This is a genomic window from Chitinophagales bacterium (assembly GCA_041392475.1).
GTDB lineage: Bacteria > Bacteroidota > Bacteroidia > Chitinophagales > UBA2359 > JAUHXA01.
The window spans coordinates 1,639,454-1,654,388 of sequence record JAWKLZ010000002.1; the positions used below are offsets into that span (position 1 = coordinate 1,639,454).

General features: G+C 40.9%; 14 protein-coding genes. 3 read left to right on the forward strand and 11 right to left on the reverse strand.

Features of this window, described 5'->3' with window-relative positions:
* Positions 1–3: 3 nt before the first annotated feature.
* A complete protein-coding gene (gene galE / locus R3E32_19935; protein MEZ4887011.1) occupies positions 4–1,041 on the forward strand; it encodes a UDP-glucose 4-epimerase GalE in 1,038 nt (345 codons plus the stop codon).
* Positions 1,042–1,089: 48 nt separating this feature from the next.
* On the opposite strand, the gene R3E32_19940 is transcribed toward galE, so the two are convergent.
* Both R3E32_19940 and R3E32_19945 read right to left on the reverse strand, forming a co-directional pair.
* Positions 1,090–2,121, reverse strand: a complete 1,032-nt coding sequence (locus R3E32_19940; protein MEZ4887012.1) for a cytochrome c peroxidase — start codon at positions 2,119–2,121, stop codon at positions 1,090–1,092.
* A gap of 337 nt (positions 2,122–2,458) precedes the next feature.
* A complete protein-coding gene (locus R3E32_19945; GenBank protein ID MEZ4887013.1) occupies positions 2,459–3,124 on the reverse strand; it encodes a hypothetical protein in 666 nt (221 codons plus the stop codon).
* 187 nt (positions 3,125–3,311) lie between these two features.
* On the opposite strand from R3E32_19945, the gene R3E32_19950 reads away from it, so the two are divergent.
* Complete coding sequence (locus R3E32_19950; GenBank protein MEZ4887014.1) at positions 3,312–3,995, forward strand: head GIN domain-containing protein; 684 nt, start codon at positions 3,312–3,314, stop codon at positions 3,993–3,995.
* A 165-nt stretch (positions 3,996–4,160) separates the two neighbouring features.
* A complete protein-coding gene (locus tag R3E32_19955; GenBank protein MEZ4887015.1) occupies positions 4,161–5,900 on the forward strand; it encodes a M23 family metallopeptidase in 1,740 nt (579 codons plus the stop codon).
* On the opposite strand, the gene R3E32_19960 is transcribed toward R3E32_19955, so the two are convergent.
* The 9 genes from R3E32_19960 to R3E32_20000 all read right to left on the reverse strand — a co-directional run bounded on the left by R3E32_19960 (position 5,890) and on the right by R3E32_20000 (position 14,705).
* Positions 5,890–6,852, reverse strand: a complete 963-nt coding sequence (locus R3E32_19960) for an XdhC family protein (protein MEZ4887016.1) — start codon at positions 6,850–6,852, stop codon at positions 5,890–5,892. The two genes, R3E32_19955 and R3E32_19960, sit on opposite strands and share 11 nt — an antisense overlap.
* A 66-nt stretch (positions 6,853–6,918) precedes the next feature.
* Positions 6,919–7,275, reverse strand: coding sequence for a hypothetical protein (locus R3E32_19965; protein ID MEZ4887017.1), 357 nt, complete (start codon positions 7,273–7,275; stop codon positions 6,919–6,921).
* A gap of 148 nt (positions 7,276–7,423) precedes the next feature.
* Positions 7,424–8,566, reverse strand: a complete 1,143-nt coding sequence (locus tag R3E32_19970; protein MEZ4887018.1) for a VWA domain-containing protein — start codon at positions 8,564–8,566, stop codon at positions 7,424–7,426.
* A gap of 39 nt (positions 8,567–8,605) precedes the next feature.
* Positions 8,606–9,472: a MoxR family ATPase gene (locus tag R3E32_19975; protein ID MEZ4887019.1), complete on the reverse strand. Its 867-nt coding sequence runs from the start codon at positions 9,470–9,472 to the stop codon at positions 8,606–8,608.
* 26 nt (positions 9,473–9,498) lie between these two features.
* A complete protein-coding gene (locus tag R3E32_19980; GenBank protein MEZ4887020.1) occupies positions 9,499–10,077 on the reverse strand; it encodes a hypothetical protein in 579 nt (192 codons plus the stop codon).
* Between the two features lie 4 nt (positions 10,078–10,081).
* Positions 10,082–10,783, reverse strand: coding sequence for an SRPBCC family protein (locus R3E32_19985; GenBank protein MEZ4887021.1), 702 nt, complete (start codon positions 10,781–10,783; stop codon positions 10,082–10,084).
* Between the two features lie 96 nt (positions 10,784–10,879).
* Complete coding sequence (locus R3E32_19990) at positions 10,880–13,243, reverse strand: aerobic carbon-monoxide dehydrogenase large subunit (protein MEZ4887022.1); 2,364 nt, start codon at positions 13,241–13,243, stop codon at positions 10,880–10,882.
* Positions 13,244–13,266: 23 nt separating this feature from the next.
* A complete protein-coding gene (locus tag R3E32_19995; GenBank protein ID MEZ4887023.1) occupies positions 13,267–13,773 on the reverse strand; it encodes a (2Fe-2S)-binding protein in 507 nt (168 codons plus the stop codon).
* Between the two features lie 62 nt (positions 13,774–13,835).
* On the reverse strand, positions 13,836–14,705 hold the full coding sequence (locus tag R3E32_20000) for a xanthine dehydrogenase family protein subunit M (protein MEZ4887024.1): 870 nt from the start codon (positions 14,703–14,705) through the stop codon (positions 13,836–13,838).
* Between the last annotated feature and the right edge of the window lie 230 nt (positions 14,706–14,935).

The window sequence follows — 14,935 nt, forward strand, 5'->3', positions numbered from 1 at the left end:
AAAATGACCCAGCAAAAAATCATTGTCACAGGAGGAGCAGGATACATTGGTTCTCATACAGTTGTCGCACTCATTGAAGCAGGATACGAACCCATTATTGTAGACAACTATTCCAATGCAGATAGAAACATAATTGCTCAAATCGAAAAAATTGTAGATACTTCTGTTCGACATTATGAAGTGGACTGCAATGATTTTTCGGCTTTTCACAGGGTATTTGAAAAAGAAAAAAATGTATTGGGTAGCATACACTTTGCCGCATCAAAAGCGGTGGGAGAATCGGTGGCAAATCCCTTGAAGTACTACCACAATAATATTGCTTCCTTGGTCAATTTGCTTCAATTGCAGCTAGAATTTGGCATCGAACATTTGGTATTTTCTTCCTCTTGTACGGTGTACGGTGAGCCTGAACAACTGCCTGTGACCGAAAACTCACCTATTCAAGTTGCCAATTCACCTTATGGCAATACCAAACAAATCTGTGAGGAAATTATCACCGATGTAGTCACTTCAAAAGCAAATTTGAAGGCAAGTTCGCTTCGCTATTTCAATCCGATAGGTGCACATTCCTCTGCTTTAATTGGTGAATTACCTTTTGGCGTTCCCAATAATTTGGTGCCTTTCATCACCCAAACTGCTGCGGGCTTGCGTGAATCGCTCACCATTTTCGGTGATGACTACGATACGCCCGATGGCACTTGCGTTCGAGATTACATACACGTTGTGGATTTGGCAAAAGCTCATGTTCAGGCCCTAAATTGGCTGCAATCACAAGAAAAACCTAATCTTCACGAAGCCTTCAATCTGGGAATGGGCAAAGGATACAGCGTGTTGGAAATCGTTCAAACATTTGAGAAAGTGAACAATCTGCAATTGAATTACCGAATTGGTGAAAAACGCCCGGGAGATGTGGTCAGAATTTATGGTAGTGTCGACAAAGCAAATCAGATTCTGAATTGGCAAAACGAATTGAGTATAGAAGATGCTTTGAGAGATGCTTGGCGGTGGCAGTTGCAATTGAAGGAAATCACAAACAAATAAAGGTGTTTGATTTTCTCAACATCGAAATTTCCGAAGTCTAATAGGAAATCAAAAGTCTCCCCTCAAAACCTTTTCGTCTGTCAAACTTTCCAAAAACGCCTTTAAGTCTCCTCTTTCTTGCTTGGTCAATTCAAAAGGTCGAATGTGCGGACTTTTATTGACGTTCGATTTTCCGCCATTTTCATAGTGTTGGATTACTTCCTCCAGCGTGTTCACACTACCATCGTGCATATATGGGGCAGTCAAAGCAACGTTTCGCAGGGAAGATACTTTGAATTTGCCAATGTCGGAAGAATCTCTGGTAATCAAAAAACGCCCTTCGTCTTTGTAGTCAGCATACAATCCATTGTTTTCGTAAGCATTGGAGGTAAAATTGAACCCTTCATGGCATTTTGTACAATTCGTTTTTGGGGACTGAAACAGTGCCAATCCTCGGATTTGGGCAGGTGAAAGTGCCTCCTTTTTCCCTTCAAAATGGTATCGGTCGTAAGCACTATTACCACTTATTAGGGTTTGTTGAAAAGCAGCCAAAGCACGGGTTACTGTGAAGCTGTTGATATCTCGATTGTAGGCTTTTTGGGTAAGTTCCACATATTCAGGTTGTTTTTTCAGGCGTTTGACCGCTTCATTCATGGTGAGTGCCATTTCTGCATGATCGGTCAAGGGGACAAATACTTGCAGCGGCAAAGTTCTCGCCCCTCCATCTCTCAAAAATGCGTTTTGATACACTAAGTTCATCAAACTCGGTGCATTGCGCTTTCCCAAACGACCTTCTACTCCTCTGCTAAATGCCACCGTATCGCTGAATGCTCGATTAGGATGGTGACAAGATCGACAAGAGATGCTGCTGTCTATAGATAAAATGGGATCAAAAAATAACTTTTTGCCCAGTTCTACACTTGCTTCTGTCAATGGATTGTCCTCTGCAATAATTGGATCAGGAAATCCTATCGGAATTTGCAGCGCAAAAGGAACACCTTCTTTTTGTGGTTGTTCTTGCGATTGATTGCAGGAGGGCAAAAACAAGCCATAAAAAAGCACAATTTGAAGCCAGCAAAAAAATAATACTAGTTTTTTCAAAAAAACAACTGATTTTATGTCACGTTTTCGCTTCTCAAACCCACTCTATATATGGAGGGTATTTTGAAGAAAGGAACGGAATATACACTTTTTTCATGTTAAAAAATAAGTCAGGGGGCTAAATTTACCCATTTTTTTGTTCAATCGCCCAAATCTTTATCCAAAAGTCATAGAAACCCACGGTACCTCTACCTAAAACTATGAAACTGAGTGGAGAGAGTACGGTATTCTATAGATTTTGCCGATCATTATTTTTTAGCTATTGGCTTTTTTGTAAGCGAAATTTCAAAATTAGGCGTATAAAAAGTTGATTTTGAAGTATAGTGTTTATTTGTTTCTACCTCATGGCCTGCAAAATTCGTTCGGCATCTTTGGGTTGACACACATAGAATCTCCGTGTCTGAAGATCTCCGCCATTGTCCAACATCCAGTAATACAAGCCGCTGGGGTAGTTTTTTTCGGTGAGCAATAAATTGAAGTCCATACTTTCTACATCCAACTCATATTCTATTATTTCTTCATTCTTTTGATTGAAAATGGTGAGGTAAGCATCTTCTCCTATGGGTACATTGAAGGAAAAATGAATTTTATCAATGCAAACTTCATTTTCCTTGGGAGTCAAGATCTTCAATGAAGTATTTCCTGCTTTTACAGTCTGCAACATCCTCCGTTCTAAGCGAGCATTGGGCGTACTTTCTTCAGCAAGGGCTTTTTGGAGAATACCTGCAAGGAAAACATCCAAATCTTCATTGGTAGTAGGTACAACGTAGGTAGAGGTTTTTATTTGGTCAAAAGGAAAGTAAGTACTATCGATTTTTTCATCGGCAATTAACTCATAGATTTCCAACACTTCTTGAGCTGCTGTTGGTACTTTGAGTAGGTACTCCTGAAAACTATCAGGCAATTTTTCGACTTTACCCAACTTGACAGCTTCGGCATATATCGCCACTCCTTCTAGGGTGAGATGCCCTTTTGTATCGAAATATTTATGTGTGTTTTTCATGTAAATTCTCTTTAATAAAATCGTGTCAATCTGGGTTTTGGTTTGTTCGTCCTTCATAGACGTACCAAAATACACAATCTGGACATTTTTTGTGGAATAGTTTTAGGGTTTTTCGTGCAACTTTTTGGTTAATTTTCCTCTTTTAAAGGAAGTGTCTTCCATTATTTAATCCTTAAAATTATAGACAATGAATCACATCCTTAAATCTACTTCAATCATTGCTTTGATGCTGACATTCAATGTTTGTCTTCAAGCACAAGCTGAGAAAGTGCTTTCCTTTGATGCTGTTCATGTTTCGGGCAATGTAGAGGTTTTATTGCAGCAAGGCAGTACAGAAAGTATAGACATTGAAGCACAAGGTGTAGAGGACGACAAAGTTGTGGCAGAAGTACAAGGGGGTATTTTGAAAATTCACATCAAAAATATTATTTACAACAAAAATAAGAGTGCGAGAGTGGTGGTGAATTACCGTGACTTACGTGAAATCAAGGGTCAAGCGGGAGCCAGAATTTACAGCCGAACAGCTATCAGTGGCGACAATTTGGAGATAAAAGCAGGCAGTGGTGCAAATATTGCTTTAGAAATTTGGGTGGATGTAGTGGAAGGTCGTGCTGCTGAAGGGGGTGAAATTGAACTAACTGGAGAAGCACATACTTTGACCGCAATTGCTTCAACAGGAGGATTGTTTTATGGCTATGGCTTGAAGGCAGAGAATGTATATGCCAAAACCAATACGGGCGGCCAGGTAGAAGTGACTGCTAACAAGCGAATTGAAGCAAAAGCAGGTACTGGCGGTAATATTAGCTTCAAAGGGGATCCTGTTCAAAAAGAAACTTCAACGAATTTTGGCGGAACGATTGATGGGCATTGATTGGAAATTGTAATACTATGTGAATTGTAAGATTGCTAAAGTTAAGACCGACTATTTCACAGTTCTGCAATAATTTATTCTTCAAATACTAATTTCTCAAAAAAAACGCTTATTTTTTCAACTTCAAGCTAACCGCTAAGTCAAAATTAGAAACCAATAAGCGAAATGAAATTAATACACCTTGTACTGACAATAAACTTTTTTTTAGTTTTCTCTCTTTCAAACACGTCTGCCAATACTGATTTAAAATCTAAATACCCACAAAACTACTTTCGTTCACCATTAGGAATTCCATTGGTATTGGCAGGTACTTTTGGTGAACTTCGCAACAATCACTTTCACGGAGGAATTGACTGCAAAACCAACAAACAAGAAAATCTGAATGTATATAGTGTGGCAGAGGGGTATGTATCAAGGGTCAAAATACAGGCAGGGGGGTATGGGTATGCGCTGTATATTGCCCACCCAAATGGTTATACAAGTGTCTATGCTCATCTGAATGGATATACCGGCAATATTGGCAGGTTTGTAAAAGAACGACAATATGAGCAGCAAAGTTTTGAAGTCGACATCACCGTTCCGCCAGGAATGTTGCAGGTCGAAAAAGGGCAAGTTGTAGCCAAATCGGGTAATACAGGGAGTTCTACTGCTCCACATCTACATTTTGAAATCCGAGACTCTGCTTCTGAAATTCCTATCAATCCTTTGGCTTTTGGTTTCAACCTTCCTGATACGAGTTATCCATTTTTTTCAGGGGCAGCTATTTATCCTTTTGATGAAAACTTTCGATATGGTGAGCCTAAAATTTATAAGGTTGTCAGAAAACAGAATGGCGTTTATTCGCTTGAAGCCAATACGATAAAAGTAAATACGCCAAAAATTGGCTTGGGCGCAAAGGCGTATGATAAGCTGAATGGAGCGGACAATATGAATGGTATTTACAGCATTGAAGTATGGAAAGACGGTCAGCAGCATTTTTATTTCGATGTAGAACGCATTTCCTTTGATGAAACCCGCTATATCAATTGTTACTTAGACTATGAAGGCAAAAAATCGGGGAGAGGCAATATGCAAAAATTGTTTATAGACCCAGGAAACTATCTCAATGCGTATGAAAATGTGGTGAATCGTGGAGTTATTGACCTTTCGGATGGAGAATCGCACCAAATCGCCATTACCATAAAAGACATTGCAGGAAATACTTCAACGCTTTCTTATCGGGTGCAATGGGATAAAAACCAGCCAATTGCATCAATTCCTTTTGACAACAATGCTATTACTACTTTTAGCTATGCGACTGATAATCGGTATGAGAATGATTTGATTAGACTCTATTTTCCAACCAATTCTTTTTACACAGATTTGGGCTTTAACTACGAAATCATTGAAGCCAATACCAACGGAGTTTATTCACAATACCATCAAATTCATGATGGTAAAACGCCTGTTCACAAATATTTTGACATTTCTATCAAACCTCAAAACCTGCCATATCACTTGTATGACAAAGCGTACATTGCCTACTACAATGTGTCGAACCGCAAATACTCGGTAGATGGAGAGTGGGAGGGCAATTTTTTGAAGGGTAAATCGAAGGAGTTTGGCAAGTATTTCATTGCAGCAGACACGATTCCTCCGACTATCAAACCCTATAACATCTCTCCCAATAAGGTGATGACCAAAAATACCTATATCGGTTTCACCATTTCGGATCGTGAAACGGGCATCAAAGCCTATGATATGTACTTGGACGGACAATGGGTCTTGACCACTTTTGATGGGAAATCAGGGAAGGCTAGTTATTATTTCGATGAACACATTGCTTCGGGAGTGCATGAAGTGACGTTTATTGTGAAAGATAGGGTGGGGAATTCGGAGAGTTATACGACTAGGTTTAGTCGGTAAGCGCATACTTTTCTGGCTCTCGCTCAAACGCTACCTTACACCCATCACAACAAAAATAGTAGTCCTTCTCATTGAAGTTGATTACGTGTTTCGCACTGCTTTTCTGAACAGGCACATTACAGACAGGATTGATAAAAAGGTCAGAAGATACATCGTTTTTAGAGGTTGATATCTCCACTCTTTCCTCTCGAATAAACTGCACAATTTCCGCCAAAATGCTGATAGCCACTTCTTCGGGGAGTTTCGCATTGATGTTCAAGCCCGCGGGAGATTTGACCCTTTCCAACTGCTCCAACGGGATGCCTCGTTGCCGCAAAGTGTGAAAAATGGCACTCGCTTTTCGTCTGCTTGCCACAAATGAAACATATTCAGCATTGGACTGCAATGCCTGTTCCAAAGCATCTTCGTCGTTTTCACCTTGCGTACAAACGACGATACAGGTATTAGCATTCACATCCGACACTTTCAATTCTCCTTCAATGATGCGATTCACCCCTTCAAAGCCTTCACTATCGACTGATTTTGCTGCCACTACAACGGGGTAATCCATGCCTTTTCCCAATCGAGCCAAAGCCATTGCCACATTCGATTTGCCCATGATAAGCAGTTGAGGCTTAGGTAAAACGGGTTCGATATACAACTCAACCGCTCCTCCGCTATGACAAACCATTGGATAACACATTACTCCAGCTTTCGACTCTACCTGACCATCTGGACTGATTTTGACCAAACGAGGTTTGCCGTCTTTGATAGCATCTAAGGCTTCTTTCAAAACAATTCCTTTAGTGCATCCTCCTCCAATCCAACCAGTTATTGTTCCGTCTTTGGTGATTACGGCCTTGTCCCCAGGCTTACCCGAAGAAGGTATTTCTCGACTCACGACAAACGCAATCGCAAAGGGTTCTTTGTTTTGATACAGTTTTTGGGTGGTATCTATAAATTGGTGGAACATGATGTTAGATTTTAATAATCGGTAATAAGCATCGTTTTTACAAGGCTCATATTGTCAAGATTAGCACTAATCTGCTAACCAAACTTGGTTTACTTTGTGTTCAATAGTATCGAAATCAACGGATAGCCAATAAAGCCATGTGTCATACATATATTTGATGCCAATATCAACAGTATAATGAAATCTATCCTCTGTTTGCTGAACTGGCTCTCCAAGCATTTCTACTATTTCTGTTTTTGTCTTCCCTATCAACAAATCGTTTTCTACTATATCATCGGTCATTCGTCCTTTTTCTCTCCAATCACTGACCTTCCATTTTTCGCTGCTAAATTTCACATTGTTCAGTTCTGATTCTGAATTGATTCCACAAGAATATATCCCCAAGAGGATAAAGAATGTCAGTATAGTTTTAGAATGTGTCATTTTGTTACATAAAATTATGATTATGAGTTTTAGTGCTTCCGTTTCAACAATTTCTACTGACTATTTCAAACAAAAAATCTCTCTGTCTCTGCGTTTAATTTTAAATCAAGTGCAAAAAAACTCTGTGCCTCTGTGTCCCTATGTTCAATCAAACCGACAACAACAACTCCTCCAATTCCAAAATGCTGTCCAAATTGTGTGCCGACCGAAACACATCCACATTCGGCAAAGCCGCACGCATACCTTTTTGAATCGGCTCATAACCCTTCATTCCCTTCAATGGATTCAACCAAATCAGCCGCCGAGTTCGCAATTTTATCTTTTTCAGTTCCGCTTCCAACACTTCAGGTTCACCCGTATCCAATCCATCACTCAATACAATCGTAGTCGACTGTCCGTTCAAAATCCGCTTGGCATACAATTCATTGAAATCCTTAAAGCACTCTCCAATTTTGGTGCCGCTCGACCAATTGTCCGCCTTTGCAGATAAAACAGCCAAGGTAAGAGCAAGGTTTTTGGCGTGAAGATAATCGGTGATGCGAATGAGGTGCGTGCTAAAGATAAATGCTTCAATGCTTTCAAAATGAGTGCGTAAAGCACAAATAAACCGCAATAGAAAAAAACTATATTTGTCCATCGAACCACTCACATCCAACAACACAATCAAGCGTTGTTTGCGAGGTGTACGTTTTTTTCGCTTCAATTCGAAGGGTTCACCACCATGAGAAATGCTGCTCCGAATCGTCCGTCGCAAATCCAAGCGACCTTTATTACTGGAAAATTTCATTTTCCGCTTCAATCTCAGGCTCATCTGCTGCCACAACTTGATAGCCAATTCTTCCAAAAACTCGCTGTCTATTTCTTCAATTTTGGAGAAATCTGTTTTACGAAGACGGGCAATGCGGTTTGCACCCGACACATTTTTACTTTCTTCCCCTTCCTCCTTGCTTTCTCCTTTGCCCATCATCACCACCGAAGCCACCGATTTTTTTTGCAGATTGGAACGGTTTTTAAACGTTGTCTTGCTTTTCATCGCTCCCTTTTTGTATCCCCAAAACCAATCATAGATTTTCTCAAATACTTCAATGTCTTCTTTTGAAGCACAAAAAATAGACTTCAAAGCATACTGAAAAGTCATTTTATCTTCAATCATTCCCAATTTTGCAGTTTCCAGCGCATCAATGGATTCTTGCACTCCCACATTCAAATCATTGAAGCGAGCGAGTTGTCCAAAAGCAAGAATGGCTTCAGAAATGTTGGAGTAATCGGTATGGTGGGGATTTTGGGTCATTTTTTAGGAGATGATTTATGAAGTTTGAAGGAGTGGAATTCAAAATTTTTCATTGAAAACCGCCATTTTTACCGCTTCAATATCATCCGCTGACTTCAATAGACAGCCCAAACTTTTGGCAATCGCTTCCGCCGACAACTCATTGTAACCCAAAGCCAACAAACCTTTCGCCCAATCCAAAGTTTCGGCAATACCTGGTGTTTTGTCCAATTTTTGAAGCCTCAATTTTTGGACGGTATTCACCAATTGAGTTGCCAATTGAGGTTCGATGTTGGGGAGGTGTTTTTCTACGATTTTGATTTCTTTCTCCAAATCGGGGTAGTTCACCCAATGGTACAAACACCTCCTTTTCAGGGCATCGCTGAGTTCACGGGTGCGGTTGGAAGTGAGAATAACATAGGGGCGGTGAACGGCTTTGATAGTACCCATTTCGGGAATGCTGATTTGGAATGCAGACAACAATTCTAGCAAAAAGGCTTCAAATTCTTCGTCGGCTCGATCTATTTCGTCAATCAACAAAACGGGAGCTTTTGAGGCGGTAATCGCTTTAAGTAGCGGACGCTTCAATAAAAAATCTTCTCCGAATATGTGTTCCTCTTTTTCCAAATCTGATTTACCTCCAACTTCTTGAATTTTGATGGACATCAGCTGTTTTTGGTAGTTCCATTCATATACTGCTGTACTGACATCCAAGCCTTCATAACATTGCAGCCGAATCAACTCCGTATCCAACAAAGCCGCCAATATATTCGCTATTTCCGTTTTTCCAACGCCTGGATTTCCTTCTAACAACAAAGGTTTTTCGAGCTTCAATAGTAGGAATAGAATCGTTGCCAACTCTTCGTCTAAGACATAGTTGAGTTGGTCGAAACCTTGTATGATTTGTTGGGTGTTGTTTGGTAGCACAGTGTTTTTGGAGTTTATTTTTAGTTTTATACCATGTCTAAAGTTCCTTTCTCTATGTCGGCGAGAAATTTCAAAGGGTTTTTCAAAAACTTATACGGATTTGATATAATGATTAACTTTTTGATCTCTTGCATTTCTGGGCGTATCAAATTTCCTTTTCTGTCCATCAAAAGCCAATCGTAAGTCTTTGATAAATTCACCATTCCCTTCAAAAATTCCAATCCTTTGACTGTTCTCAAATCAGCTCTAAAAGCTAATATTTCAATTCTTCCAGTTTGTTCGTTGATAATCATCTCCGCATCATTGTCCAGTTCATGGGTATAAGTTTTCCAATAAATTGCCAAATCGTCTCCATATCTTGTTCTTTTAACTTTTTTATCGATTTGATGAATGATCTCAATAGGTAACAAATCCGTTGTACTCCACCAGTCATGCGTATAGGCATCCTTAAATTCATCTTCGTCTTCCAGTAAATCGTCTTTCTTCAATTCATAATGTACTCGCCTTTCGTGATGATCTATATCAAGTTTTACAGGAATTTTCCCAAACTTTTCGATAACGCCTTTTTTGGGTAGGATGGTTAAGTGAAATTGATAAACTGCCATTGTATTACTTCTTGCCTCCACCAAACAACCTCGCAAAAAAACCTTTGATAATCGCCCACAACAAGGCAAATACATTCAATGAGTTATCTGCTTGGGCTTGAGGCTTTTCTACTTTTGGTGCAACAGGCCGTTGAACATTTTCGGGTGTGCTAACAGTTGCTTGCTCTGCAACATTCGTAGCTTGATTTGCAGGTTCACTCATCTCCTCTGACTCCTCCACAACTGGCATAGCAGCTACTTCAGTCGCCGTATCTTCTGCCAATTTTGCTTTGAAGTTAGCCACAAATTGATCAAACAACTGGTCGGTTACATCATTGATAAGGCGAGAGCCAAACTGCGCCAATTTGCCTACTATGCCAATTTGCATACTCGATTCTACACTTGTTCCACCTCCTTCTCTTTCATTCAAGTCAATTTTCATCAGCAAGTCAGCACTACCTTTTCCTTTGGAGTCCAAACCCTTGCCGTTCAAAGTCATTTTATAATTCTCAAAGTCCATATCTTCAAAGGCAATTTCTCCTGCATAGCTAGCTTTGACGGGACCAAACTTTAAGGAAACACCCCCTTTAAAATTACGGTCGTCTATTTGCTCCGTCAAGGAGGCACCCGGCACGCAACTTACAATTTTCGTAGGGTCAGTTAGGTACTTCCAAACCTTATCTATAGGCTCATCGACTTCAAATTTTTTAATGATTGCTGTGTTCATGTTTTTTTATTGATTGATTGTTAAATGGCCGAATTGCTATATTGTTGGACATAAAATCCTCCAACAATATAGCAATAAAACCATATAGCCATATAATTATTTCTTCAATTCTTGTAGTACTTTCCAAACCTTGTAAGGCGTAATTGGAATGTCCAAATGTCGCACACCGAGATGTGAAAGTGCATCTACAATAGCGTTTGCGATGGCAGGAGGCGCACCAACAGTGGGTGATTCCCCCACACCTTTTGCACCAATTGGGTGATGAGGCGAAGGTGTAACCGTATGACCTGTTTCCCAACTGGGTGACTCAACAGCAGTTGGCACCAAATAATCCATCAGTGTACCATTCAAGATGTTGCCCGCATCGTCGTAAATCAATTCTTCATACATTGCAGGGGCAATACCTTGTGTCAAACCGCCATGTACTTGACCTTGCACAATCATTGGGTTGATGATGTTTCCGCAATCGTCAATCGCCACAAAACGACGGACTTTGATTTCGGCAGTTTCGGGGTCAATGTCGACCACACAAATATACGCTCCACTTGGGAAAGTCAGGTTTGGAGGGTCGTAATAGTGTGTTGCTTCAAAACCAGCTTCCATTCCTTGCGGGTGATTGGTATAGGACGCAAATACAATTTCTTGAATGGTTTTCACCTTTTCGGGTGCGCCTTTCACAAAGAATTTGCCAGGTTCCCACTCCAAATCGTCTTCGCTGACCTCCAATAGGTAAGCTGCAATTTTCTTGGCTTTGGCTCTCAATTTTCGGGCAGCCATTGCAGCAGCAGCACCAGCGGTTGGCGTACTTCTACTTGCATACGTTCCCAAACCATAAGGAGCCGTATCGGTGTCACCTTCTTCAATTTGAATGTTTTCGGCAGGAATTCCCAACTCTTCTGCAATGATTTGAGCGTAAGTCGTTTCGTGACCTTGTCCTTGCGATTTTGTACCAAATCGAGCAATGGCTTTGCCTGTTGGATGCACTCGGATTTCGGCACTGTCAAACATTTTGATACCCAAGATGTCAAAGTCTTTTGAAGGGCCTGCGCCTACAATTTCGGTGAAGGTCGAAATACCTATTCCCATCAATTTTCCTTCTGCTTTTTTCTCTTTTTGTTCTTCTCGAAGTTTCCAATAATCTACTGTTTTCATTGCCAACTCCAATCCTGCATGGTAATCTCCGCTGTCGTATTCCCAACCTGTGGGCGACTTCCACGGAAAATCCTCTTTTTTGATAAAGTTTTTCATTCGTAAATCAGCAGGGTCAATACCTACTTCAAGGGCAAAACGGTCGGTGATGCGTTCAATGGCGTGAACAGCTTCGGTGACTCGAAACGAGCAGCGATACGCAACGCCCCCAGGAGGTTTGTTGGTGTAAACCGCATCGGCTTCCATGTAGGCGGTATCGTAATCGTAAGAACCTGTACCGATTGAGAACAAGCCCGTGGGGAATTTTGAAGGATTGGCAGAAGCGTCTGTATAACCGTGGTCAGCTAAGACTTTGAAGCGAGTTGCCAAAATTTTGCCTTCTTTTGTACCCGCCATTTCAACATTGATGTGGTAATCTCTGGCAAAAGAATCTGCTTGAAGGTTTTCGGTACGGTCTTCAATCCATTTGATAGGCGCACCTGTCAAAAACGAAACTGCAATCGCTATCACATACCCAGGATAGACTGGGACTTTGCCCCCAAAACCGCCTCCAATGTCTGGAGAAATGACCCGTATTTTTTCTTCGGTTAAGCCCACATGACCTGCTACCAAGGCAATCACTGTGCGAATAGCGTGTGGTGCTTGTGTGGTCATGTACATGGTTAGGTGGTTATTCACCTTGCTGTAATTGGCCACACAGCCGCAAGTTTCGATAGAGGCTACATGGATTCGGGGAATATACATATCCTGTTTGACAACAACTTCCGCCTCATTGAAGACTTTTTCGGTAGCTTCTTTGTCACCTGCTTCCCAATGCCAAATATGGTTGTTGGTTTTACCTTCTTTATCTGTCCGCAAAACAGGCGCATCTGCATCCAGTGCTTTTTTGGCATCCATGAGGGGTTTCATGGGTTCGTATTCTACCACAACCGCTTCTTTTCCGTCTCTTGCCGTATAGCGATCGGTCGCAATGACTGCCGCAACTTCTTGTGCTTGGTACATGACCGTATCAGTGGGCAAAACCATTTGGGTATCAGACATCAGGGTAGGCATCCAATGCAAACCGTACTTCTCTAAATCTTTGCCTGTCACTACTGCAATGACTCCAGGAATTGCGAGCGCAGCCGTAGCGTCAATGCTTTTGATTTTGGCATAAGCATACGGACTTCTCACGATGTCCATGTGCAACATACCTGGTAGTTTTATATCATCTACATAGTTTCCTTTGCCTTGCAGAAATCGAGCATCTTCTTTTCGCTTCATCGAATGGCCCATTCCGCTAATGGCTTTGGATGTTTTACATTTTATCATTGTTTTGTTTGTTTTAGATTGATTTAGGAAACAAATTCAGGCTCTGTTGAAGGCAGTTCTTCTCCTCGCATTTTTGCACTGGCATATTGGATAGATTTCACGATATTGTTGTAGCCTGTGCATCGACACAGATTGCCAGAAATGCCCCAGCGGATTTCTTCCTCTGTGGGATTGGGATTGTGTTGAAGGAGTTCTACTGAACGCATCAACATACCTGGAGTGCAAAAACCACAATGCAAACCGTGGTTTTCTTTGAAGCCCTCTTGAAGTGGATGCATTTCGCCAGGAGCAGCCAATCCTTCAACGGTCATGATTTCTTTGCCATCTGCCTGAACCGCTAAAATGGTGCAGGATTTAACGGATTTGCCGTTCAATAATATGGTGCAAGCTCCACAACTGCTTGTATCGCAACCTATGTGTGTACCTGTTAAGTTTATTTTTTCTCGTATGAGATGCACCAGCAATAAGCGATTTTCTACTTCAAGGGTATGTTGTGTACCATTGATGGTAACTGTTATTTCTCTTGCCATTGTTTGTTTGTTTTTGGAGTTTTTAGATTGTGTGATTGATGGATTGTGTGGCCACAATCATTTTAGGCCAAAGCCCTCTCTGCTGCTTTGCGAATCATGCGTGTTACCAAAATACCGACCATTGCTCGTTTGTAGTCCACATCACCTCGCAGGTCAGTAGAAGGATTGCAGTCTTCTGAGGCATACTGGGCAGCTTCTGCAATGGTGTTGTCACTCAACTTTTTACCCATCAAGGCTTGTTCTGAACGGCTTGCTCTAAGAGGGATTGGATTCACATTGGTCAAGCCAATTCCTGCATAGGTAACGATTCCATTACTATCCAAAGTAAGTTGAACCGCAGCACCAGCCGTTGCATAGTCACCTACTTTTCGTTCGAGTTTGTGGTAGGCATTGCCCGTTCCATTTGAAGGAATGGGAACGTGTATGGCTGTTAATATTTCATTTTCTTCAATTGCGGTTGAATAAAATCCAAAGAAAAAATCATCAATGGGAACGATTCGCTTTCCCGCTTTACCTGTAATCTCTACTTGGGCATTTAGGGAAATTAAAACGGCGGGATGGTCATTGGCAGCGTCGCCATGTGCGATGTTACCACCAACTGTACCCATGTTTCTTACTTGAGGATCAGCGATTAATTTCGAGGCATCCGTAAAAATGGGATATTTAGAGCGAATCAAATCAGAATGTTCCAATTCGGCTTCTCGGGTCAATGCACCAATTTTTAGGTAGCCATTTTCTTCCTTGATGTAGGCGAGACCTGGGATATTGTTGATGTCTATCAAAAATTCTGGTTCGGCAAACCTAAGTTTCATCATCGGAATCAAACTGTGACCACCTGCAAGAATTTTGGCATCATCTCCGTGTTGTTCTAACAAATCCAGAGCTTCTTCCAATGTGGTAGGAGCTTCATACTCAAAAGAGGCAGGAATCATAAGGCATTGTTTGTTTTAGTTAATGAGTTGTAATTTTGGCTATGGATATAATTTCATTGCCAAAGTTTCTTTTCTTTATGCGTATTTCATTGTAGTTGAGCATAGACTATTTTTTATGCAAAAAGAGTAGTATGCTTAGCTGCTAAAAATAATTGATTATTCAATGTATAATGAGGAAGTGCTAATATTGACGTATAGTCTTTATTAATAAGTATTGAATATGAGGCTTT